This window comes from Proteus penneri, from assembly GCF_022369495.1.
Taxonomy (GTDB): Bacteria; Pseudomonadota; Gammaproteobacteria; order Enterobacterales; family Enterobacteriaceae; genus Proteus; species Proteus penneri.
In genome coordinates this window covers 738,589-762,655 of record NZ_CP059690.1, presented here as the reverse complement: position 1 = coordinate 762,655, position 24,067 = coordinate 738,589, and the positions used below count along the sequence as shown (strand labels likewise).

Genomic DNA, 24,067 nt, shown 5'->3' with positions numbered 1-24,067 from the left:
TACTTAACTTAATTGGCCACTTCTTCATTACGCAATAATTGTGTTATCTCAGAAAGAGTGATCTTTTCAAAATTCAATACTTTTTCAACGAGTTGAGCCGATTGTTTATCCTCTATTACTAAAGAGGCATTATCGTAAAACTTACTGATCACATCTTTATCTGTTATTGGATTTTTCGGATTACCATATTGAATATCTAACCTCTCCGTGATCTTCTCGCCATTTTTTAATGTCACAAAAATTAATCCAGGAAAATAGGTAGGAAATGGAATTTCGCCTTTTTCTGGATAACGATAACTCACTTTTTTCGCTAACCTTTGAATATCTTCACGTTGTAGGTTTTCAGGAAATAATGAAGATAGCGTTAAAGCATTATCTAAAAAGCCCGCTGCAAATAGCCACGGTAAACTAAATTTTGCCCCATAAGCTGTTTTAGGCGCCCATTTTGTTTCAAGTGGCTCGCAAATTAAAGCGGCTGCAACAGGATCAACCACGCACTCAACGCTTTCAATATCATCAGCCGTGATCCCTTTTTTCAGCAAATTACGGCCACAATCAATAGTGGCATGAGCAAAATGACACACTGGGTAAGGCTTAATAGAAACATTTAAAAATTCCCATATTTCACCTAATCCCAATGCGACTTGTTCGGGTTGTGCTTGCTCTCGAATACCATGAGTTTGATAAAGACTATAGCGACCTTCAAATATCGTTTCAGGGCCAGTCATTCCACCTTTTGCTAATGATGCTGCGATAATACCAGATTGCGCAGCCCATCCCGCATGAAAGCATTTAGAAGATGAGCTATTAGCAAGATATTCTGCTACTCCTCCTGCTTGGCTTCCTGTTAATCCTAATGCATTCACAGTTTGTTCAGGCGTTAATTTTAATAGTGAGGCTGCACAAGCTGTTGCACCAAAAATACCAGCAATCGCTGTGGCATGAAAACCACGCTGATGAAATCCACTATGGCTTGCTAAGCCCACTCTTGCTGCTACTTCCCAGCCAATCACCCATGCTGTTAAAATATCTTGTGATGATGCACCAATAGATTCACCCAATGCAAAAGCAATCGGCGTTAATACCGCACTGCCATGTGCAATCGAGTCTGTGTGTGTATCATCAAAATCTAATGCATGTGAAGCAATACCATTTGTCAATGCAGCCACAGTGGTACTTGCCGTTAGCGAACTCCCCCAGATTGGAACATTTCCTTGACTATCAGGTAAAAAAGCTACACCTTGGCGACTTTGAATAGCGCTTTGTTGCACACTTCCAGCAAGGGCGACACCTAATGTATCTAATAAATGAATTTTAGCGCGCTCTACAACTTGAGCAGGTAAATCAGAAAAATGGGTTGTGGTAATAAATTGGGCTAACTGCTGACTCAATGTCATAAACACCTCGGAATAGATAAGAAAAAGCCAGCAATATCACCGGCTTTTAGGATAATAAGAAGGTTAGATACAATTAAGTCACTTAGTCATTTAGCCAGCCAGAGGCTTTGGTTTGTGCAACAACACGATCAACTTGGGCTGGTGCATTACCAACATATGTCGTTGGATCTAAAAGCGCATCAAGCTCTTCTTGAGTAATGTGATCACGAATACGAGTATCACGATTAATCGCTTCCACAAAGGTGATACCTTCTTCTTGCCCAGACATTGATGCTTCATACACAATTTCATGTGCAGTTTGTTTACCCGCTTTATCAGATAATGCAAACATCACACGCTCTGCCAACATGAAGCCCCCTAGGATATCCATATTTTCGCGCATTTTCTCGACATGCACATTCAGTCCGCCTATTACTGTTTTCATATTATCAAAGATTACAGATAGCATCAGACACAGTTCTGGCATGATCTTCCATTCCATTTTCCAGATTGCACCATCACGCTCATGTTGATGTTTCATCATATCCGTTAAAACAGAAAGATTCGCTTTTAGGGTATTACTCACACAGGCCGCATTTTCAACAATGGCAGGATTACGTTTATGTGGCATGGTCGAAGAACCCACTTGCCCCTTACCAAAAGGCTCAGATAATTCATCAATTTCGTTATGTGCTAACAGTAAGATTTCATTAGCAATTTTACCTAAAGTTCCGCTAATTAAGCCTATTAGCATGCCATATTCACTGAATCTATCACGCGCAGGTTGCCATGAAATTTCAGGTACAGCTAAACCTAAGCGTTTTAATACACGAGCTTCTAATTCATCTGCCTTATCGCTTAAAGAGGCTTTTGTACCGACCGCTCCGACAACACTGCCAACAAATAAACGAGGTTCTATCTCTTTAAGACGTTGATAATGACGCGCTAATTCAGTTAACCAAATCGCTGTTTTATGTCCAAACGTAATTGGCAGAGCTTGTAATGCTAATGTACGCCCAACCATTGGTGTGTTGCGATGTTGTTCGCTTAATGAAAGCAGAGCACGACCTAATACTTTGATATCACGCAAGAAAGTATGATGAGCATCTTTTAGTTGCAGTACAAGGCCAGTATCAATTACATCTTGTGTTGTTGGACCAAAGTGAACATATTCTCCATAATGTTCTGGACAAGCATGCTCTAAACCACGAATTGTTGGCACTAATGGATGGCGAGTAAGACGCACTTGTTCTAATACATAATCCATATCAAGTTTTTCAAGCTTCGCAGTCTCTGCAATAACTTTTGCAGCGTCTTTTGGAATCAAACCTAATTCAGCTTGCTCAATCGCTAATGCAGCTTCGTAATCAAGCCAATTTTGCATTCTAGTTTTATCAGAAAAAATAGTTCTCATTTCTTCTGTTGACCATAAATTCTTTAATAAAACAGAATCAAAAACACTGGTTCCCATAATTATTTCCCCTGTTAAAAGAATAATAAAAAAATCGTTTTTTAAATAAAACGACTTGTTAGATTGTTATTTTATTTATGCAATATAATCTCAATAAAAACACTTTGATAATTTTAATCTAATTTAAAGCTTTTCTAATCAATTAAAAAATAACATCAATTCAAATGGTTACAAATAACTCTTTATTTATTAGTTATAACTTTTGAATCTTAAATGTTATTTAAGATTTAATTAGAATAATTAATGCTAAAAAATTAGAGGAAGATCATCATTTTTAAAAAATAGCTATTTTAAAAACAAATAAGTTTGTTATAAATAATAGAAACAAAATAAGCGCAAACAGTAATTAACCCTTTTATTTAATTACCAGGGAACTCTATTTCTATATTTGGAGATATTAATAATGAAACAAAATAAACAAACAAAACTAATACACAGTGGACGCCAAGCAATCAAAACTTCTGGCCCTATTAATCCACCAGTCATGAGAGCCAGTACCATTGTTTTTGATTCGATTAAAAGCTGGCGCGAAGTGCGTGATCGCCGAGCAACAGAGCGTGTTTTAAGCTATGGCGCACGTGGTACCGAAACTGCATTCGCCCTTGAAGCTTTAGTAACCGAATTAGAAGGTGGCTATCGCGCTCAGTTGTTCCCTACTGGATTGGCAGCTATCGCCGTCACTATTATGGGATATGCGCGTAGTGGTGGGCATGTTTTATTTGCTGATTCTGTTTATGAACCTGTGCGTAAAATTGCATCGGCTTTTCTTGAGCCCAATAACATTGCTTATAGCTTCTTTAAAACAGATGGTTCAGATTTTGAGCAAAAAATTCAACAAAATACACAGCTTATTTTTGTCGAATCACCCGGCTCATTACTTTATGAAATGCTCGATTTACCTGAAATTTGCAGAATTGCTCATGAACGGGATATTCCTGTCGGTGTTGATAATACATGGGGCTCTGCGTGGCTTTATAACCCACTGGAATTAGGCGCTGATGTCTCTGTTATTGCTGCAACTAAATATTTATGCGGTCACTCTGATGTGATGATGGGCATTATGGTTGCGAATGAAAAAGCATGGAAAAAAATTGGTGCATTACCTGAAGCATTAGGTCAAGCCAGTAGCCCTGATGATGCAGCACTGGTACTTCGCGGAATGAGAACATTAGGTCAACGTATTGCTGCTCATGGCAAATCAGCTTTGGCTATCGCACAGTGGTTAGAGACACGTCCTGAAGTTGAAAAAGTATGGTTCCCTGAATTACCTAATCACCCTCGTCATGATTTATGGAAACGTGACTGCAAAGGCAGTAATGGCCTATTAACCATTGAGTTTAAACAAGAATTTACCGCAAAACAATCAGAGAAATTTATTGATGCGCTTGAACTATTTGGTATTGGTGCATCTTGGGGTGGATTTGAAAGTCTTGCATTACCCGCCAATGTCGTTGGCGCAAGAACAGCATCTAATTGGCGTGAAGGTCATGGCCCTTTTGTACGTTTACACATCGGCCTTGAAGCAACTGACGACCTCATTGCAGATATTACACAAGCTTTTTCAGCATTAAACCAATAACAAAAAGTATTGCATCATTACCGGGGAATTCACTATGACAGGTTTAATTATTGCCGCGCTGGTAACAGTGCTGGTGGTTTATTTACTGGCGCGGGGTTATAAACCTCAACCAGTATTATTACTCGGCGGGTTATTACTCTTGCTCTTAACAGCATCTCTAGATCTTAATCCGTTATTACCAGAAAATAAATCCACTCAATTTAAATATTTTGATGTTTTCCAAATCTTTACGAATATTATGAGTTCTCGCCTAGCGGGTCTTGGTTTAACATTAATGGCAATTGCCGGTTTCTCTCGTTATATGGAACACGTTGGCGCAAGCCGTGCTTTATTCGCTATTTTTGAAAAGCCATTAAAAGCGATAAAATCACCTTACTTATTATTAGTGATTTCATTTCTCGTTACTCAAATCTTGGTGATCTTTATCCCTAGCCATGCAGGTTTAGGTATGCTGTTAATGGTCACTATGTATCCGATATTAATTCGTTCTGGTATTAGTCCACTTTCCGCTTTAGCCGTAATTGGATGTTGCCAGTTTATCGACCATGGTCCCGGTTCTGGTAATGTGATTATGGCAGCAAAAACAGCGGATATTGAACCTGCCGTCTATTTTGTTCAGCACCAATTACCCGTTACTATTCCTATTATTATTGCGGTTGCGATTACTCATTTCTTTATTCAACGCTGGTGGGATAAACGTGAAGGATTTGTTTTCGACCCAACAACCATTGATGTCGTAAAAGAAGAAGGTAATAAAGTCCCGTTATCTTATGCCTTATTACCCGTGATCCCTTTAATTCTGATTATCGGCTTCAGTCCTTTGCTACACCCTTATATTAAATTAGAAGTCACCACAGCGATGATTATTAGTACTGTGATTGCACTTCTTTTTGAATATGTTCGCTTACGCGATGCAAAAGCGGTAATGAATAGCTTTATGCTGTTTTTTGAAGGAATGGGTAAGCAATTTGTATTAGTGGTCTCGTTAATTGTATCAGGTGAATTCTTTGCGAATGGTTTACTAAAAAGTGGTGCCGTCGACACACTCATTAGCTCTGCTCAAGATGCAGGTTTTGGTATTGCCGCCATGATCATTGTCATGAGTGCCATTCTTGCATTAGCCGCCTTTTTAATGGGATCAGGTAATGCGGCATTCTTCTCATTCGCCGCCTTAACACCGAAAATTGCTGCATTCTTAAAAGTAGATGTGGTCACTTTAATTTTACCAATGCAAATAATGACAAGTTTTGGTCGTACTGTTTCACCCATTACTGCCGCTATTGTCGCCATTGCAGGTATTGCGAATGTCTCACCTTTCCAAATAGTTAAACGTACTGCTATTCCTATGGCTGTCGCAGCCATTGTGAACTTAGCAATGACATTCTGGTTTTTATATTCTTAATTAAGTTGCGTTACCCCTTGCCCTTAAGCTCATTTACTCCTGAGTTTAAGGGGTTTTTTCTTATCATTGACTGTAACCTTTGATTGAAATAATTAACGCCAACACCAACTTTACTCAGGCTATTTATAAAAAATAAATAGCCTGTTTATTTAACTATTTATCTCTTTTTTAGCCACTATCATTTGTCGATTAAACTGACTTAGCACTTGTTTCAACTTCATATCTCGATATACTTTTGCGCAACATTCATCTGCAAATGAACATTATGAAAAAAATAATTATTGTTATTATCGCGCTACTTGCCTTTGGTTCTATCGGTGGTGTTTTCCTTGCGGGCTTAAATATCTATACACGCTCCACAACACCAATAGAAACAGAGCAAACTCAACCTGAAACATCACCTACACAGCAATTTCCAGCTATCCCAGACAGCTCACCTTCTGCTAAATAAATGAGGTCGCACCGTGGAATACGATTACTTTGTTACACCCCAATGGCTATTTGAACATCAACATAATGCTGATGTTGTGATCCTTGATGTCAGCGCACCAATGCCCACTCAACAGATTGACTATCAAGCACTTTACCTTGAACGTCATATTCCACATGCTCATTTTTTTGATCTCGATGAAATCGCAGATAAAACGACAACATTGCCACATATGTTGCCATCTGATGCACTCTTTTCAGAAACGCTGACGCAATTAGGTATCTCTAATACCACAACGGTTATTCTTTACGATCAAGGCAACTTATTTTCCGCACCTAGAGGTTGGTGGACATTAACAACGCTAGGTTGTTGTAATGTGTGTATTCTTGCTGGTGGCTTACAGGCATGGGTTGAAGCTGGATTTGCAACAGAACAAGGTGAAGCAATTAAAGTGCCGGCACTGTCTCCTTTTATTGTTGAACGTCATGCACAACGTTATGCCAATAAACAGCAACTTCTTGATAATTTAGAGACCAAACAAAAACAGGTAGTTGATGCACGTTCTGCTGATCGTTTTTATGGTAGAGCACCTGAACCCCGTCCTGGTTTGCGTAGTGGACATATCCCGGGTAGTAAAAATGTGCCTTGGAATGAACTCGTTGTTAATGGGCAATTGAAAAGCAATGCTGAGCTAAAGCAAATTTTTGAACAATCTGGTATTGATTTATCACAACCTATTATTGTGACTTGTGGTTCAGGTATGACCGCGGCAATTTTATTTTTAGCGTTAACCGTATTAGGTTGCCAATCTATCGCACTTTATGACGGTTCTTGGGCACAATGGGGTGCTGAAAGTGCCCTTCCTTGTGAATGCTAACTTGATCTATTTTGCCTGAAAAAGTAAACCCGCATTACGCGGGTTTGTTGTCAATCTCTATTTGGTATGAAGATATTAACTTGCAAATATCTTTGCAAGATAGAGCACCACAATGGCACCAATCACAGCAACGACAAAACTACCAAAGTTAAAGCCATCCACTTTGCCTTTGCCAAAGAAGCTACTAATTGCGCCACCAACAACCGCCCCCACAATACCTAAAATACAAGTCCATATCAGACCAATATCATAAGAGCCAGGCATTAAGAATTTCGCCAGAATACCCGCAATCAAACCAAAAATAATCCAAGAAAGAATTCCCATATTTCCCCCTAAAATAGTCATGATATAGACAACATACCTAAAAATGTCACCTATTGAGTGTAAGTCGAAATAGTTATTTTTTCCAATTGTTAGAGATAAGTAACATCATATTTAAGATAAATAGAGAGATTATTGCTTAACGAACAAAAAAATAGCGCTGATTAATGAGCGCTATTATTATCGAATAAGATTATTTTTAAACTACAGCGCCTCTATGGCGAGCGCAATTTCTGGCGACGTTTTTAATGTTCTAATTTGCCGAAATAACTCATCGGCCTCGGGATACTCTTTGCGTAAATAGCTAAACCACTGTTTAATCCGTGATGCATGATAAATTGTTGTATCGCCACGCTTTTCTAAACGAACATAGCGCTTTAATAATTCAATCACCTCTTGCCAAGGCATTCTTGCTTCAATCCCCTTTACAACACGGCTTAAATTAGGCGTGTTCATGGCGCCACGACCAATCATTATCGCATCACAACCCGTTGTCGCTAAACAGGCGAGTGCGTCTTCACGGTTCCAAATTTCACCATTGGCAATCACAGGTATTGAGAGTCTTTGACGAATATCACCAATGGCTTGCCAATTAATTTTTTCAGCATTATAGCCATCTTCTTTTGTCCTGCCATGTATCGTTATTTCCGTAGCACCACCTTGTGCTACGGCATCAGCAATTTCATGACTATACGCAGAAGAATCCCAACCAAGTCTTACTTTAACAGAGACAGGTAACGCTGAAGGCACTGCGTCACGCATTGCTTTTGTTGCTTGATAAATCGTTTCTGGCTGTTTTAGAAGAGAAGCACCACCACCACTACCATTGACTGTTTTTGAAGGGCAACCACAGTTTAAATCAACCCCCCAAGAGCCTAATGATACCGCCCTAAAGGCATTTTCAGCCAACCATTGTGGATGTTGCCCTAATAATTGCACCCGCACCAGTGTTCCACTTTTAGTGCGACTTTCTGTATGTAGTTCAGGACATAAGCGATAAAAAGCTTTTGATGGTAATAATGAATCAACAACACGCACAAACTCTGTAATACAGAGATCGTAATCGTTAATCGAAGTGAGTAACTCTCTCACAAGGGGGTCTAAAACCCCCTCCATTGGCGCTAATAGAACTCGCACTTTTTAACCTCAAAACTCTTTTCTAGCTTTTGACCAAGGGCTTTGATTATTACTACCTTCATCACTTTTACGTGAACGACGAGACCCTAATTTACCAGTACGAGAGCCATCTTTATTACGGTAGTTTTCTTTGCTTTTATAACGACCACCGTCTTTACTGCCTTCGCTATCATTCTCTTTACGAGCATTATTACGATTATCTTTGCCACGAATATCTGCACGCCCATGACCACCGCCACTTCTACGTGGTGCATTATTTTTTGGCTTCTTATGCAATGGAGCAGCTTTAATTGAAGGATCAGGATCGTAACCTTCTAAGGCTAAACGAGGAATTTCACGTTTTAATAGACGCTCGATATCAGCTAATAATCCATGTTCATCAACACAAACCAATGAAATAGCTTTACCTGTTGCAGCAGCACGACCTGTTCTACCAATACGGTGAACATAATCTTCTGCAACTTGCGGTAATTCAAAATTGACGACATAAGGCAGTTGGTCAATATCAAGGCCACGAGCGGCAATATCAGTTGCCACCAGCGCTTTTAATTTACCGTCTTTAAAGTCAGCTAAAGCACGAGTTCTCGCACCTTGGCTTTTATTGCCATGAATAGCCGCTGATTTGATACCATCAGCATTTAAATGTTCAGCAAGCTTATTAGCACCGTGCTTTGTACGTGTAAAAATAAGCACTTGTGGCCAGTTTTCTAATCCAATTAAATGTGATAACAACTCTGTTTTACGTTTTTTATCCACTAAATGGACATATTGATCAACAGATTCAGCTGCTGAATTTTTTGGTGCAACGGAAATACTCACAGGATTATTTAACAACGAGTTGGCAAGTCCTGTGATCTCTTTAGAAAATGTCGCAGAGAACAATAAATTTTGACGTTTTTTCGGTAATTTATTGATCACACGGCGAATATCATGAATAAAGCCCATATCTAACATACGATCAGCTTCATCAAGCACTAAGACTTCAACACGAGAAAGATCAACTGCATTTTGATGTTCAAGGTCGAGTAAACGCCCAGGCGTTGCGATCAATACATCAACGCCACCACGCAATTTCATCATTTGTGGGTTAATACTCACACCACCAAAAACCACAAGTGAACGAATAGGAATATAACGGCTATACGCTTTTACGTTTTCAGCAATTTGAGCGGCAAGCTCACGTGTTGGTGTCAAAATCAGCGCTTTAACGGGTTGGCGACCTTTAGTTTTTGTAGCTGATTGAGATAACTTTTCCAATATTGGTAATGTAAAAGCTGCTGTTTTACCTGTGCCTGTTTGTGCACTGGCTAATACGTCTTTACCTGCCAAAATCGGCTCAATCGCCTGTTGTTGAATAGGGGTTGGGGTTTTATACCCTTGTTCATCAATAGCGCGGAGAAGCGCCTCACTTAAACCAAGCGATGTAAAATCGGTCAAAACAGTAGTCTCCTACAACCAAAACGTATAACACGGTGATTGAAATTAAAAATGACGGGCTTTCATACTGTCAATCTATAAATATTATTACTCTATAGGTACTATCATTTCTAGGTATAGACAGTGATAAAAGAGAATGAACCTTGCTAGGTTAACCTAATAACCCCTATTTTAACAGTTTTTGCTATATTCAGAATACAAAAATAATTTTCAATAATAGATAGTATTTTTTATTACAAATCACTTTTATTCGATTATTTATTACAAATTTTCCCTATTGTTCAATATCATCTAATATAATACGCCTTGTTATCGCTGTTTTTAATATCATTGGTTTTGTTACATTTTACTTAAGTAAGGTATCTTCGATTATGTCAGAAACCCATCAGAAGACGACACGTGGTGAACTAGCAAAACGACAATTATTGGAAGCGGCATGTGAGATCTTTGGTAAAAATGGCCCCGATGCAGCCACCACACGCCAAATTGCACAAGCTGCTCAACAAAATATTGCCGCTATCGCTTATTATTTTGGTTCTAAAGAAGGGTTATATCTCGCCGTTGCACAACATATTGCTGATCTTATTCGCCTTGATTTTGAACCGACAGTGGTCATTCTTGACGAATTTCTTGAACGACCTAACCCAACAGAACATTTGCCATTACTGCAAACGCTTATCACAGATAGTTTTCTACAATATGCTCGTCTTGTGCTTGATAAAGAAAATATTCATCTTAGTCGTATCATGGCAAGAGAACAGCTTGTTCCCACAGAAGCATACTCTTTGATCCACCAACAAGCATTATCGCCGCTTTTAACGCGTGTAAACAAACTATTAGCTCTCTATATTGGTTTAGATGCTACACTACCCACAACGATGTTACATACTCACGCTATTTTAGGCGAAGTGCTATCATTTCGTTTAGTAAGAGAAACCATTCTTAGACAAACAGGATGGGATAGAATAGGTAAAAATGAATATCAAATTATCTCGAATACCTTAAAAACTCATATTACTTTATTACTCAACGGATTAAGAGAGATTTACACTAACCCACATCACGCATAAATAGAGTTATTATGAAAACTAAAAAAGTCAGTTTGTTTATTATCTTAATGATTATTATCGGTATTATTGCAGGTATCTATTATTATGAAGAAAACAAAGAGTCTGAATTAGTACTCTATGGCAATGTCGATATACGTACAGTCAATCTTAGTTTTCGTGTTGCTGGAAGATTAGACACATTACTCGTTGATGAAGGTGTCCCTGTCAAACAAGGGCAATTGTTAGGAAAACTTGATGATGCCCCCTATCGTAATGCACTAAATAAAGCTTATGGTGAGCGTGATAGTGCTATTGCTGCATTAGCGTTAATGGAAGCCGGTTATCGCAGTGAAGAAATTGCACAAGCCCAATCTGATGTGTCATTAAAACAAGCAGCTTGGCAATATGCCAACAACTTTTATAAACGCCAGCAAGATTTGGCTAACCGAAAAGTCATTTCAGCCAATGAGTTAGATAGCGCAAGAAATAATCGCAATCAAGCAGCCGCAGCCTTAAAAGCAGCCCAAGATAAATTAAATCAATATCAAAATGGTTATCGAAAAGAAGATATTGATGCGGCGAAAGGACAAGTTATGCAAGCTAAAGCCGCCGTCGCACAAGCAGAATTAAATCTCCAAGACACGCAATTAATCTCTCCATCACAAGGTACTGTGTTAACTCGAGCTGTGGAGCCAGGCACAATATTATCTGCTGGAAGCCCTGTATTTACGGTGTCATTAACTAACCCTGTTTGGGTCAGAGCTTATATCAGTGAAACACATTTAAACGAAGCTATTCCCAATCGAGAAGTTTATCTCTACACCGATGGACGTAAGGATAAGCCATACCATGGTACGATTGGATTTGTTTCCCCAACAGCCGAATTTACGCCAAAAAGTGTGGAAACACCTGAATTAAGAACGGATTTAGTTTATCGCCTCAGAGTGGTTGTAACAGATGCCGATGACGAATTGCGCCAAGGTATGCCTGTCACCTTAAAATTTGCCTCCTCTCATTAAATGTGAGGGAAAAATGGAACACACTGATTACACTATCGAACTTCAAGGTGTTGAGAAACGCTTTATAGGGATGGAAAACCCTGCAGTTTCGTCATTAACAGCCACCATCACAGGTGGCTCTGTGACGGGATTAGTTGGCCCCGATGGTGCAGGTAAAACAACCTTAATTCGGATGCTTGCTGGGCTATTAAAACCAGATGCCGGTGATATTCGTATTTTAGGCATGGATCCGCAAAAACAGAGTGTCGATGTCAGAGCTATTCTTGGCTATATGCCACAAAAATTTGGGCTCTATGAAGATTTAACAGTATTAGAAAACCTTAATCTTTATGCTGATTTAAAAAATGTCATCGGTGAAGAGCGTAAAAAAGTTTACCAACAGTTGCTCTCTTTTACCGATCTCACTCGCTTTACCTCTCGCCTTGCAGGCAATCTTTCAGGCGGAATGAAACAGAAATTGGGGCTTGCTTGTACTTTATTAGGTAGTCCTAAAGTTTTACTGCTTGATGAGCCCGGTGTTGGGGTCGATCCCATTGCACGCCGTGAACTTTGGCAAATGGTGCATGCTTTGGCCAGCGATGGCATGTTGATACTATGGAGCACCTCTTATCTTGATGAAGCAGAGCAATGTAAAAACATTCTTTTGCTTAACAAAGGAGAGTTACTTTATAGTGGTATTCCACAAGACTTAACAGCAAAAATGGCAGGTCGTTCTTTTCTGCTTGATGTTGAAGGCCATCAGCGAAGAAAAGTATTACAACAAGCTATTATTCAACCTCAAGTAACTGATGGTGTTATTCAAGGACAATCTGTTCGTTTGATCCTGAAAAAACAGAGTAATCAATCTGAATTACTGAACGCTTTGGGTAAACCTGATGCGAAGCTTATTCCTGCTACTCCTCGCTTTGAAGATGCTTTTATCGATTTATTAGGAGGTGGACCTTCTCATAAATCTGAATTAGCTGAAATTATGCCTCAGATCCCTCCTTCACCTAATGAGACTGTGATTGAAGCGCAACAGTTAACCAAAATGTTTGGGCAATTTGCAGCAACCGATCATGTCGATTTTCAAGTTAAACGTGGTGAAATTTTCGGTTTATTGGGCCCTAACGGTGCAGGTAAATCGACAACCTTTAAAATGATGTGTGGTTTATTAGTCCCTACCAGCGGTAAAGCCCTTGTGCTAGGTATGGACTTAAAAGAAAGCTCAGGTAAAGCGCGTCAACATTTAGGTTATATGGCACAAAAATTCTCACTTTATGGCAACCTTAAAGTGGGACAAAACTTGAAATTCTTCTCTGGTGTTTATGGCTTACATGGCAAACAGCAACGCGATAAAATCAACGATATGATAACTGCTTTTGGTTTACAGCCAATGGTAAATCAAATCACTGAAACCTTACCTTTAGGTTATAAACAGCGCCTTGCCCTTGCGTGCTCATTAATGCATGAGCCTGATATTCTCTTTTTAGATGAACCAACATCAGGCGTTGATCCATTAACACGAAGAGAATTTTGGCTACATATTAATGGCATGGTTGATAAAGGAGTGACCGTGATGGTTACCACTCACTTTATGGACGAAGCCGAGTATTGTGATCGTATTGGTTTGGTTTATCGCGGAAAAATCATTGCGGCTGGTGAGCCAGATTCTCTCAAAAAAATGGTTGCCAGTGATGATAATCCAACTCCTTCAATGGAGGATGCCTTTATTGGTTTAGTGCTGGATTACGATAAAAAACTTGAAAGTGAAAATGATAAAGGGAGCGAAAAACATGCATAATTCAGCTCAATCATCTCATGCTCGCTTTTCTTGGCGACGTTTATACGCACTGTGTTTAAAAGAAACAAAGCAAATCACCCGTGATCCCAGTAGTGCCCTAATTGCTATTGTTATCCCGCTCACTTTGCTATTTATTTTTGGATATGGCATTAATTTAGACTCAAGCAAATTAAATATTGGTATTTTAACTAATCAACAAAGCCAACCCGCACAAGAGCTTGTTTACACCTTCACAAACTCACCGTATATCAATGCAACTATTAGTGATAATCGACAATTATTAATCGATAAAATGCAAGCGGGGCAAATTCGTGGCATTGTGGTTATTCCTGTTAATTTTGCTGAATTACTTGCCCGTCAAGATACTACAGCCCCTATTCAAGTGATCACCGATGGCAGTGAGCCCAATACTGCAAACTTTGTTCAGGCTTATACCAAAGGCGTTTGGCAAATTTGGTTGCAGCAACAAGCCATTAGTAAGGGTATTGATACTACACCATTAATTGAAATAGAGCCTCGCTATTGGTTTAATCCTGCGGCGATAAGTCAGCACTATATTATTCCAGGAGCGGTTACTATTATTATTACCGTTGTCGGCGCAATTCTCACTTCGTTAGTAATAGCTCGTGAATGGGAACGTGGTACTATGGAAGCGCTACTTTCCACCCAAATCACTCGCACAGAACTCTTACTTTCAAAACTTATTCCTTACCAAGTGTTAGGCAGTTTTGTCATGATCTTGTGTATGGTAGTCACCGTATTTGTGCTTGGCGTACCTTATCGAGGATCGTTGTGGATTTTAGGTGGGATCACCTCGCTCTTTTTAGCTACCGCTTTAGGCATGGGATTGCTTATTTCCACGCTAACGCGTAATCAATTTAATGCGGCAATGATTTCGTTAAACGCTGCATTTTTGCCCGCAATTATGTTATCAGGCTTTGTGTTTGAAATTGATAGTATGCCCATCTTTATTCAAGTGGTGACCTATTTTATTCCTGCGCGTTATTTTGTGAGTAGTTTACAAACGCTATTTTTAGCTGGCGATATTCCATTGATATTGATGCTAGATATGTGGCTATTAATTGTATCGGCGATATTTTTTATTGGATTAACGGCGTTAGCAACACGTCGTCGATTAGATTAAAGGGAGAACTTTATGTTTTATCGACTTCTCACCTTGATAATGAAAGAGCTACAGTCATTATTACAAGAGCCTCAAACGCGTATTATTTTAATAGTACCCGTGATCTTTCAGATGATCTTATTCCCTTTTGCAGCGACGTTAGATGTTACCAATGCCTCTATTGCAATTTTTGATGAGGATAATGGAAAACAATCTATTGAGTTAACCCAACGTATCGCCAAAGCAAGTGCATTTTCTCAAACTCTTTTGCTTAAAAACGAACATGAAATAAAAGAAACGATTGATAATCGCAAAGCGCTTTTATTAGTTCGTTTTCCACAGAATTTTAGTGCTGATTTAGAAAGCCGTGCTCCTACCAAATTGCAATTAATCCTAGATGGTCGAAATTCAAATAGTGCGCAAATCGCTGCTAATTATGTACAGCAAATCGTTCAAAACTATCAAGCTGAATTAGCAGGTAATACACCTTCTTTGCTGAATAAAACAGAACTTGTTGTTCGCAATTGGTATAACCCTAATTTAAACTACAAATGGTTTATTGTACCTTCGTTAGTAGCGTTGATTATTACCATTGGCGTGATGATAGTCACTTCACTTTCCGTTGCTAGAGAACGTGAACAAGGCACTTTAGATCAACTATTAGTTTCACCTCTATCAACATGGCAAATTTTTATCGGTAAGGCGATTCCTGCAATGGTTGTCGCTGCCGTTCAAGGTACCATCGTATTAATTATTGGGATATTTGGTTATCAAATTCCGTTTTCTGGCTCACTGGTTCTATTTTACTTTACCATGCTGATTTATGGCTTATCGCTGGTAGGGTTTGGTTTGTTAATATCGGCCTTAAGTTCGACACAACAACAGGCTTTTATTGGTGTATTTGTGTTTATGATGCCTGCGGTTTTATTATCCGGTTATATTTCTCCCGTAGAAAACATGCCCGTTTGGCTACAACATGCCACATGGATAAACCCTATTCGTCATTTCACCGATATCACAAAACAGATTTACCTTAAAAATGCAGATATCACCGTAATATGGCACAGCTTATGGCCTTTATTAGTGATTGCAGTAGGAACGGGTAGCATTGCTTATTATCTTTTCCGAAGAAAGATTGCTTAAAACAATAACAATTAAATTATTCAATACAAAAAAATCCCACAACTTATAAAGTTATGGGATTTATTTTTTATACTGTTGTTAAACAGCGTCTATCAACGTCATATCGTTAAAATTAACGACGGTCGCCTAAAATACGCAGTAACATTAAGAACAAGTTGATGAAATCTAAATAAAGCGTTAATGCACCCATGATTGAGTAACGGCGCATATTTTCTTTATCTTCTTGGTTAATCTCATTACCCATATCTTTTAGTTTTTGTGTGTCATAAGCAGTTAAACCTGCGAAAATTAACACACCAGCGTAAGAGATAACCATGCTCATCATTGAGCTTTGCATAAAGATATTCACGATAGAAGCAATAATGATACCGATAAGCCCCATAAACAGGAAGCTACCCATACCCGTTAAGCTACGTTTAGTGGTGTAACCGTAAATACTTAATGCACCAAACATTGCCGCACAAATAAAGAAGGTGCTCGCAATCGAAGATGCGGTATAAACCAGTAATACGCTTGAGATAGTGACACCGGTTAGCACGGAATAGAGCATAAATAATGAGGTTGCCATTGCACCACTCATTTTATGAACCATACCTGATAACACGAAAACTAATCCTAATTGAGCAATGATCAAACCAAAAAAGACGATCTTGCTTGAGAAAATCATTGATAATAATGCTTCGCTTGATGCAACGTATAATGCAACAAACGCAGTTAATAACAGGCCGACAGTCATCCAACCATAAACCTGAGCCATAAAGGTTTGTAGGCCAGAACCTGTGCGCTGTACGATTGAATCATTTGAACGTGAAAATCGATCCATGATGATTACCCTTTAATCATAGTGATAACGTTAGGTTTAACGATAACGTTTATTTCAGTAAAGAGTCCATTATGGACTCATTAGGATTTAATTTTATCACACTGACTTTACATTTCCATAAAATAAACTGTATGAAATGTCATCATAAAATAAATTGAAGTAAAGTTATGTAGCGTTTAATTCAGCGTAGTGGTTTATTCCCAACGCTCGGCTGAATCATAATCACTTTGGCGTGCTTCAACCCATCTATCATTATTTTCAGAGAGCCCTTCTTTTTTCCAAAAAGGCGCACGTGTTTTTAAAAAATCCATAATAAATTCAGCAGATTCAAACGCGCTATTACGATGGGAACTAGTGACACCCACAAACACTATTTCTTCACCGATATTCAATGTACCCACTCGGTGAATAACACTAACTCGTTGTAAAGGCCAACGACCTCGCGCTTCATTAACAATGTCATTAAGCGCCTTTTCAGTCATACCTGGGTAATGTTCAAGCGTGAGCGTACTGACTTCATCCCCTAAATTGTGATTACGCACTTTCCCTGTAAAGGTCACAACAGCGCCATCACTGTCGCACTCAGAGAGCCATTGGTATTCATCACCAACACTAAAGTTTTCGGTTTGTACTGAAATACGAGTTGATGCGCTCATCTTATCCTCCTGTAACAGGTGGGAAAAAGGCGATTTCATCACCATCATTAATAACGTGAGAACCTTGAACAAAAGATTGATTTACCGCTGAGAGTAACTTGCCATCTTCTAACGCAAGTGACCATCGTTCACCTTTGTTGATTAATACTTTACGTAAATCGTCTACTGTGTGGTATTCACAATCTAATTCGAGAGAATCAACACCCACTAACTCACGGACTTGCGCAAAAAAGAGAACTTTAATCATGCTTCCACCTTAAAGTGGCCTGATTTACCACCTGTTTTTTCTAATAAACGTACAGGCCCTATCACCATATCTTTTTGAACGGCTTTACACATATCATAAATCGTTAACGCCGCTACCGATGCCGCAGTCAATGCTTCCATCTCAACCCCTGTTTTACCGGTTAAACGACAAACAGATTCAATGCGTACACGATTAGATTCAGTGAGTGCTTCTAAACGCACTTCGACTTTAGTTAATAACAGCGGGTGACATAATGGGATTAATTCCCATGTTCTTTTTGCTGCTTGAATACCTGCAATTCTTGCGGTCGCAAATACATCACCTTTATGGTGTTTACCTTCGGTGATCATGCTTAATGTTTCTGCTGACATTTCAACAAAAGCTTCAGCACGCGCTTCTCGCACTGTTTCAGCTTTAGCGCTAACATCCACCATGTGAGCTTCACCGGCAGCATTAATATGAGTTAGTTGAGACATGCACAACTCCTGAAATTAACGAAATAACAGAGCGAAAAACTATCCACCAATAACAGATAAATTCGGTGTCATACCGCTATCGCCTTGATGAAGAAAATGAGTTTCTCGTTTATGAAGAAGCCCGCCCTGAATACGCTGTTGTAATGCTTGTTGTTGACTATCATCAGCAAGTAAGTCGCGTAAAGGAATGCCATTTTCACCAAATAGACAAAGATGGAGATTACCAATAGCCGAAACACGTAAACGGTTACAGGTTAGGCAAAAGTCTTTCTCATAAGGCATGATCAGACCAATTTCACCTTGATAATCAGGATGGGTAAATACTTGAGCAGGCCCGTCACTACGGGCGCGAGGAATTTGTAACCAACCTTCATTGAGTAAGCGCTGACGAATAACTTCACCAGACAAATGAAAGCGGTTGAAAATATCACTCCCGTCACCGGTTTCCATTAATTCAATAAAGCGCAGCTGAATAGGTCTGTCTTTGATCCAATTAAGAAAATCAGGGAGGTTTTTATCATTCACATTGCGCATCAACACAACGTTAACTTTGACTTTTTCGAACCCCGCAGTAAATGCTGCATCAATACCTTCCATTACTTGATTAAATTTATCTTGCCCAGTAATAGCATGGAATTGACGAGGATCGAGGCTATCAACACTCACATTAATTGCACTTAAACCCGCGTCACGCCATTGTGCAACATCTCGTGACAAACGATAACCATTTGTTGTTACTGCAATTTTTTTAATTGCAGCATTATCTTTGATTGTCGCGATAATATCAGTAAAATCGCGGCGCATTGTCGGTTCACCACCGGTTAAGCGGATTTTTTCTGTTCCTAATGCAGCAAAAGATTGCGTGAGTCTACTGATTTCATCTAATGAAAGAAATGATTTGTGTCCATTAGGCTTATAACCATTAGGCAGGCAATAAGTACAACGGAAATTGCACACGTCTGTAATTGAAAGACGTAGATAGAAAAACTTGCGGGAAAACGCATCAACGAGTTGTTGCATAATAACACCTTTCCAAATCGGGAGATGCAGACATTTCTACCTTGCACCCTGGTGACTTGCTTCGTCACGGCCAGAACATCATATCTTGTCAATACACGACTTAGACGTAAAGGCTAGGAGTTTATCTTTACCTGTTTTTCACAGGTTTCTAATACCTATATATTTATTGTGGATTCTACCTGCTAATTATGCAAAAAGCGAATAATGTTTTCGCTATATAATTTATAATACAACGACTTACAACACTTTAGTCACGCTAATAACATAAATAAAAACACTTTCATTGGTTAAATATTAGGCTATCAAAAGTGAAATAAAACTAGGAATGTGATGAAATCACGTCGTGATCATAGGCTTAAAATTTAATTGTGATAAATTAGCGGCAAATTTTTAAAGATGAGTAGAACAAATATGCGAAATCGCACGCTAAGTGATTTAGATCGTGTTGTTGCCCTTGGTGGTGGTCATGGCCTTGGACGTGTGCTTTCAGCACTCTCCTACTTAGGCTCTCGCCTTACTGGTATTGTTACAACAACAGACAATGGCGGTTCTACTGGCCGTATTCGTCAAGAAGAAGGTGGCATTGCGTGGGGTGATATGCGCAATTGCATTAATCAGTTAATTACTGAGCCTTCGGTGGCTTCTGCCATGTTTGAATACCGTTTTTCTGGTACAGGTGAACTGGCTGGGCATAATTTAGGAAATTTAATGCTAAAAGCGTTAGATAACTTAAGTGTTCGGCCTTTAGAAGCAATTAATCTTATTCGTGGATTATTAAGAGTCAATGCACATCTTATTCCTATGTCTGAACAAGCCGTTGATCTAATGGCAATAGATGATCAAGGTAATGAGATTTATGGTGAAGTTAACGTTGATATTTTGCCTAAAATCCCACAAAAACTTGATCTTTATCCTAAAGTACCCACGACGAGAGAAGCTATTGAAGCCATTGATCAAGCAGATCTTATCTTAATCGGCCCCGGTAGTTTTTTTACCAGTTTAATGCCTTTGTTATTATTGCCAGAGCTTGCACAAGCATTACGCCGTAGTAGTGCAACAACGATTTATATTGGTAATTTAGGCAAAGAGCTAAGCCCCGCGGCTGCCAGTATGACGATGTCTGATAAAATCGCTATGATGGAAAATTATATTGGTTTACAAACAATAGATGCCGTGATCATTAGCCCTGAAACACAATATGAATCGATGAAAGGTCGATTAATTGTACAGACCCAATTGGAAGCTAAAGATATTCCTTATCGTCACGACCGCCATCTATTAAGCAAAGCTATTGAGTTAACATTACAGCAATTAGGGCAACGTAATTCATCACCTCAAGCGATTAAATAGTATTTATTACCTTGCTTCCATAAAAAAACCGCATCTGCAATAAACAGCAAGTGCGGTTTTTGGTTGGTAAAAACACAATATCACTATTGGTTTTCAACGTATTATTAGCTATTAAGCTGCTTTAATGTAATACGCTGGCTAATCACTTCTTCAATTTCGTCAAGTGTCATTGGTACATCATTTTTCATCAGACCGAGACCAGCCACAGTACGAGAGAAAGATGTTAAATCCAATGGCGGTAAATCCATTATCCAGTTTTCTTCTGTTGCCAACGTATCTTCTGCATTCAGAATATTTTGTATCACATCCGTAAAAGCTTGATGTGAAGAAACCCAATCTTGATCGCCACTTGCCCAAAACCAACGAGCAGCAATAAAGTTTCTCCACATATCTTCCCAACCATCATAGATCCGACGCAACATTGATGCGCTCATTAATGACCAGGTTTGAGCTTCTTGTTGAGTAATATAACCTTGTTGGCAACCTTCTAGACAAAGTTTGTTAAAACGGCAGAGATCCCAAATAAGGTATTTCACATTTTGGATGTTCATGCGATTAGTGCTCATCATATCGATTTGCCATAAACGCTCATTTTTATCATGTTCAGTTAACTCAGAAAGTAAAATGTCATTTTTTAATGACTGAACATCGTCTTCTTTGCCATTCAAAATTTGATCACGTAGCTGATAAAAATCATTGGTGTGGCCTTGAGTGAGCAACCAAAATAGTTGATACACTAAATCCCAACGGTCGTTAATTCCCCAACCTGCTGATAATCCACCATCATCTTTACCTCGAGCATATTCGTTATATGCCCACTCATTCATTGCGGCATAAGGTGCTGCAACATATAAACCCCATTCATGAGGTAATAACTGAGCTGATGTATTTTCTGCTTCAGATAAAATGGGCTCTTGCCCTGATGTTGATGATTTTTGCAACTCACTATCTTGTACAGTAAATTTGCGTAGCCATTTAAAAAGTATAATAAGAAGAATAACTCCAAGAATTACCCCAGCAGAGCTAGGAAACCCTGCATAAACATAACCACTCATTCACTGTCCTTAATATCTTTTTTATCTTTGTAAATAATTGACGCTTTGTTTGTTGTGGTATTTAAACAGTTGAACGCCATTAAGGGAATATAAAACTAGGCAAAAAATGGAAGATAGAAGATAAAAAGGGATAATCCCTGTAAAATAAGGATATCCCTTTATCGGTTTGTGAATTTAATTTCGCTAATTAAGAGTTAGCAATAAATTGAGCACGTAATGCTTGCAACTTATCACGCGTACTCGCTGCTTTCTCAAATTCAAGATCTTTTGCATATTGGTACATTTCAGCTTCTAAACGTTGGATCTCTTTTTCCAATTCAGCCGTTGATAACAACGGATAATTTTCATGAATATCTGTTGCTTTATGCCCTTTCTTATTGCGCCCTTGCGTAGGTTGACCAATCTTAAGAATATCACCCACTTTTTTATTTAATCCTTTAGGGACAATACCATGCTCAAGATTAAATTGTTGCTGTTTCTCGCGACGACGCTCAGTTTCGCTTATCGCTTTTGCCATTGAATCGGTAATTTTATCGCCATATAAAATTGCTTTACCTTCAAGGTTACGAGCCGCACGACCAATTGTCTGAATCAATGAACGTTCTGAACGTAAGAAACCCTCTTTATCAGCATCTAAAATCGCTACTAAAGAGACCTCAGGCATATCTAAACCTTCTCGAAGTAAGTTGATACCCACTAATACATCAAACTCACCTAGACGCAAATCACGAATAATTTCGACACGTTCAACAGTATCAATGTCAGAGTGTAAATAGCGAACTCGTTCGCCATGCTCTTCAAGATATTCTGTTAAGTCTTCAGCCATTCGTTTTGTTAGTGTTGTAACCAATACACGTTCATTTTTTGCTGCACGAATACGAATTTCAGAAAGTAAATCATCAACTTGTGTGGCAACCGGTCGCACTTCAACAATCGGATCAAGTAAGCCTGTTGGTCTTACAACTTGTTCGATAATTTCATTACCCGATTTTTCAAGTTCATATTTACCCGGTGTTGCTGAAACATAAATCGTTTGTGGTGCTAACGCCTCAAACTCTTCAAAACGTAACGGACGGTTATCAAGCGCGGAAGGTAAACGGAAGCCATATTCAACTAAGGTTTCTTTACGCGAGCGATCGCCTTTGTACATTCCGCCAATTTGTGGAATGGTAACGTGTGATTCATCAATCACTAATAGACCGTCAGCAGGAAGGTAATCAAACAGGGTTGGAGGTGGCTCACCAGGCCCTCTACCTGATAAATAGCGTGAATAGTTTTCGATACCTGAGCAATATCCCAATTCATTCATCATTTCGAGATCAAATTGAGTACGCTGTGTCACGCGTTGTTCTTCAACGAGTTTATCATTCGCTAAAAGCACTTTGCGTCTGTCTGCAAGTTCTTTTTTGATTTCTTCCATCGCTTCAAGAATACGCTCGCGGGGAGTGACATAGTGCGTTTTAGGGTAAACAGTAAAACGAGGCACATTATAGTGAATTTGCCCTGTTAAAGGGTCAAACAGTGAAAGGCGTTCGACCTCTTCATCAAATAGCTCAACACGTAATGCATAATCATCAGATTCAGCTGGAAAGATATCAATCACTTCACCACGTACGCGAAATGTACCTCGCTGGAAGGCTTGATCATTGCGAGTATATTGTAAATCAGCAAGGCGGCGTAAAATGGCACGTTGGTCGATTATCATGCCGTTAGTCAGATGAAGCATCATTTTTAAATAACTATCAGGATCACCTAAACCGTAGATAGCAGAAACCGATGATACGACAATAACATCTTTACGTTCTAGCAAAGCTTTAGTCGCAGATAGACGCATTTGTTCAATATGTTCGTTAACAGAAGCATCTTTTTCAATAAAAGTGTCTGAGCTTGGCACATACGCTTCTGGCTGATAATAATCGTAATAAGAAACAAAGTATTCCACTGCATTTTCAGGAAAGAATTCTTTCATTTCACTATAAAGCTGTGCTGCCAATGTTTTATTCGGCGCCAACACCATAGTCGGACGATTGAGATTGGCAATTACATTGGCAATCGTAAAGGTTTTACCTGAACCTGTTACCCCTAAAAGGGTTTGATGAGCAAGACCATCATCTAACCCTTCACAGAGTGAGGCAATAGCGGCAGGTTGATCACCACCCGGTTTAAATTCAGAATGCAGTTTGAAATCTTTGCTCATATTTTTATCTCCTCGCTGACACTCCTTATGATACTGGATAAAAATCCAGCTTCAATCTCTATCTCACAAAATTTGTCTGAATAATTAGCATAAGTT

The 24,067-nt window shown here is 39.0% G+C and carries 22 protein-coding genes and 1 riboswitch; of the genes, 10 read left to right on the top strand and 12 right to left on the bottom strand.

Annotated features, from left to right (window positions below):
* Window positions 1-8: 8 nt before the first annotated feature.
* Both H1225_RS03340 and purB read right to left on the bottom strand, forming a co-directional pair.
* Window positions 9-1,397, bottom strand: a complete 1,389-nt coding sequence (locus H1225_RS03340; protein ID WP_115065187.1) for an MmgE/PrpD family protein — start codon at window positions 1,395-1,397, stop codon at window positions 9-11.
* Window positions 1,398-1,479: 82 nt separating this feature from the next.
* Window positions 1,480-2,847 carry an adenylosuccinate lyase gene (purB, locus tag H1225_RS03335; protein WP_006537567.1) on the bottom strand — a complete coding sequence of 456 codons (1,368 nt, stop codon included), beginning with the start codon at window positions 2,845-2,847 and terminating at the stop codon, window positions 1,480-1,482.
* A 403-nt stretch (window positions 2,848-3,250) separates the two neighbouring features.
* Between purB and metC the strand changes: the two genes are divergently transcribed.
* The 4 genes from metC to sseA all read left to right on the top strand — a co-directional run bounded on the left by metC (window position 3,251) and on the right by sseA (window position 7,135).
* Window positions 3,251-4,426, top strand: coding sequence for a cystathionine beta-lyase (gene metC, locus H1225_RS03330; RefSeq protein WP_161707271.1), 1,176 nt, complete (start codon window positions 3,251-3,253; stop codon window positions 4,424-4,426).
* 34 nt (window positions 4,427-4,460) lie between these two features.
* The gene (gene dcuC / locus H1225_RS03325) at window positions 4,461-5,828 is read left to right on the top strand and encodes a C4-dicarboxylate transporter DcuC (RefSeq protein WP_072062877.1); all 1,368 of its coding nucleotides are present in this window, start codon (window positions 4,461-4,463) and stop codon (window positions 5,826-5,828) included.
* A gap of 265 nt (window positions 5,829-6,093) precedes the next feature.
* On the top strand, window positions 6,094-6,279 hold the full coding sequence (locus H1225_RS03320) for a hypothetical protein (protein ID WP_036912140.1): 186 nt from the start codon (window positions 6,094-6,096) through the stop codon (window positions 6,277-6,279).
* A gap of 13 nt (window positions 6,280-6,292) precedes the next feature.
* Window positions 6,293-7,135, top strand: a complete 843-nt coding sequence (gene sseA, locus H1225_RS03315) for a 3-mercaptopyruvate sulfurtransferase (protein WP_161727644.1) — start codon at window positions 6,293-6,295, stop codon at window positions 7,133-7,135.
* A gap of 75 nt (window positions 7,136-7,210) precedes the next feature.
* Here sseA and H1225_RS03310 read toward each other — a convergent pair whose 3' ends face one another.
* The 3 genes from H1225_RS03310 to rhlE form a co-directional block, all read right to left on the bottom strand.
* Window positions 7,211-7,459 carry a GlsB/YeaQ/YmgE family stress response membrane protein gene (locus H1225_RS03310; RefSeq protein WP_072062879.1) on the bottom strand — a complete coding sequence of 83 codons (249 nt, stop codon included), beginning with the start codon at window positions 7,457-7,459 and terminating at the stop codon, window positions 7,211-7,213.
* A 201-nt stretch (window positions 7,460-7,660) separates the two neighbouring features.
* The gene (gene dusC, locus H1225_RS03305) at window positions 7,661-8,593 is read right to left on the bottom strand and encodes a tRNA dihydrouridine(16) synthase DusC (protein WP_239739443.1); all 933 of its coding nucleotides are present in this window, start codon (window positions 8,591-8,593) and stop codon (window positions 7,661-7,663) included.
* Window positions 8,594-8,602: 9 nt separating this feature from the next.
* A complete protein-coding gene (rhlE, locus tag H1225_RS03300) occupies window positions 8,603-10,030 on the bottom strand; it encodes an ATP-dependent RNA helicase RhlE (RefSeq protein WP_115065185.1) in 1,428 nt (475 codons plus the stop codon).
* Between the two features lie 371 nt (window positions 10,031-10,401).
* Between rhlE and H1225_RS03295 the strand changes: the two genes are divergently transcribed.
* Genes H1225_RS03295 through H1225_RS03275 form a run of 5 tightly spaced genes read left to right on the top strand, consistent with a single transcriptional unit; the run spans window position 10,402 to window position 16,147 of the window.
* The gene (locus H1225_RS03295; protein ID WP_006537579.1) at window positions 10,402-11,100 is read left to right on the top strand and encodes a CerR family C-terminal domain-containing protein; all 699 of its coding nucleotides are present in this window, start codon (window positions 10,402-10,404) and stop codon (window positions 11,098-11,100) included.
* Between the two features lie 11 nt (window positions 11,101-11,111).
* Window positions 11,112-12,098: a secretion protein HlyD gene (hlyD, locus tag H1225_RS03290; protein ID WP_161730011.1), complete on the top strand. Its 987-nt coding sequence runs from the start codon at window positions 11,112-11,114 to the stop codon at window positions 12,096-12,098.
* A gap of 13 nt (window positions 12,099-12,111) precedes the next feature.
* Window positions 12,112-13,881, top strand: coding sequence for an ATP-binding cassette domain-containing protein (locus H1225_RS03285; RefSeq protein WP_115065184.1), 1,770 nt, complete (start codon window positions 12,112-12,114; stop codon window positions 13,879-13,881).
* Window positions 13,874-15,025, top strand: a complete 1,152-nt coding sequence (locus tag H1225_RS03280) for an ABC transporter permease (protein WP_072062885.1) — start codon at window positions 13,874-13,876, stop codon at window positions 15,023-15,025. The genes H1225_RS03285 and H1225_RS03280 overlap by 8 nt, the downstream gene beginning before the upstream one ends.
* A gap of 12 nt (window positions 15,026-15,037) precedes the next feature.
* Window positions 15,038-16,147 carry an ABC transporter permease gene (locus H1225_RS03275; protein ID WP_072062886.1) on the top strand — a complete coding sequence of 370 codons (1,110 nt, stop codon included), beginning with the start codon at window positions 15,038-15,040 and terminating at the stop codon, window positions 16,145-16,147.
* Between the two features lie 112 nt (window positions 16,148-16,259).
* On the opposite strand, the gene H1225_RS03270 is transcribed toward H1225_RS03275, so the two are convergent.
* The 5 genes from H1225_RS03270 to moaA all read right to left on the bottom strand — a co-directional run bounded on the left by H1225_RS03270 (window position 16,260) and on the right by moaA (window position 19,369).
* Complete coding sequence (locus tag H1225_RS03270) at window positions 16,260-16,970, bottom strand: Bax inhibitor-1/YccA family protein (RefSeq protein ID WP_006537586.1); 711 nt, start codon at window positions 16,968-16,970, stop codon at window positions 16,260-16,262.
* 194 nt (window positions 16,971-17,164) lie between these two features.
* Window positions 17,165-17,626, bottom strand: a complete 462-nt coding sequence (gene moaE, locus H1225_RS03265; RefSeq protein WP_006537587.1) for a molybdopterin synthase catalytic subunit MoaE — start codon at window positions 17,624-17,626, stop codon at window positions 17,165-17,167.
* Window position 17,627: 1 nt separating this feature from the next.
* On the bottom strand, window positions 17,628-17,873 hold the full coding sequence (moaD, locus tag H1225_RS03260; protein ID WP_109400705.1) for a molybdopterin synthase sulfur carrier subunit: 246 nt from the start codon (window positions 17,871-17,873) through the stop codon (window positions 17,628-17,630).
* Window positions 17,870-18,349, bottom strand: a complete 480-nt coding sequence (moaC, locus tag H1225_RS03255; RefSeq protein ID WP_072062889.1) for a cyclic pyranopterin monophosphate synthase MoaC — start codon at window positions 18,347-18,349, stop codon at window positions 17,870-17,872. The genes moaD and moaC overlap by 4 nt, the downstream gene beginning before the upstream one ends.
* 39 nt (window positions 18,350-18,388) lie before the next feature.
* A complete protein-coding gene (gene moaA, locus H1225_RS03250; RefSeq protein ID WP_072062890.1) occupies window positions 18,389-19,369 on the bottom strand; it encodes a GTP 3',8-cyclase MoaA in 981 nt (326 codons plus the stop codon).
* A riboswitch (molybdenum cofactor riboswitch) is annotated at window positions 19,359-19,501 on the bottom strand. It overlaps the preceding gene by 11 nt.
* A gap of 279 nt (window positions 19,502-19,780) precedes the next feature.
* Between moaA and yvcK the strand changes: the two genes are divergently transcribed.
* Entirely contained in the window at window positions 19,781-20,719 is a 939-nt protein-coding gene (gene yvcK, locus H1225_RS03245) for a uridine diphosphate-N-acetylglucosamine-binding protein YvcK (RefSeq protein WP_072062891.1), read from the top strand.
* 104 nt (window positions 20,720-20,823) lie between these two features.
* On the opposite strand, the gene H1225_RS03240 is transcribed toward yvcK, so the two are convergent.
* Together H1225_RS03240 and uvrB are read right to left on the bottom strand one after the other, a co-directional pair.
* Window positions 20,824-21,774, bottom strand: coding sequence for a DUF1266 domain-containing protein (locus tag H1225_RS03240; RefSeq protein ID WP_072062892.1), 951 nt, complete (start codon window positions 21,772-21,774; stop codon window positions 20,824-20,826).
* A gap of 187 nt (window positions 21,775-21,961) precedes the next feature.
* The gene (gene uvrB, locus H1225_RS03235) at window positions 21,962-23,971 is read right to left on the bottom strand and encodes an excinuclease ABC subunit UvrB (RefSeq protein WP_109847482.1); all 2,010 of its coding nucleotides are present in this window, start codon (window positions 23,969-23,971) and stop codon (window positions 21,962-21,964) included.
* Between the last annotated feature and the right edge of the window lie 96 nt (window positions 23,972-24,067).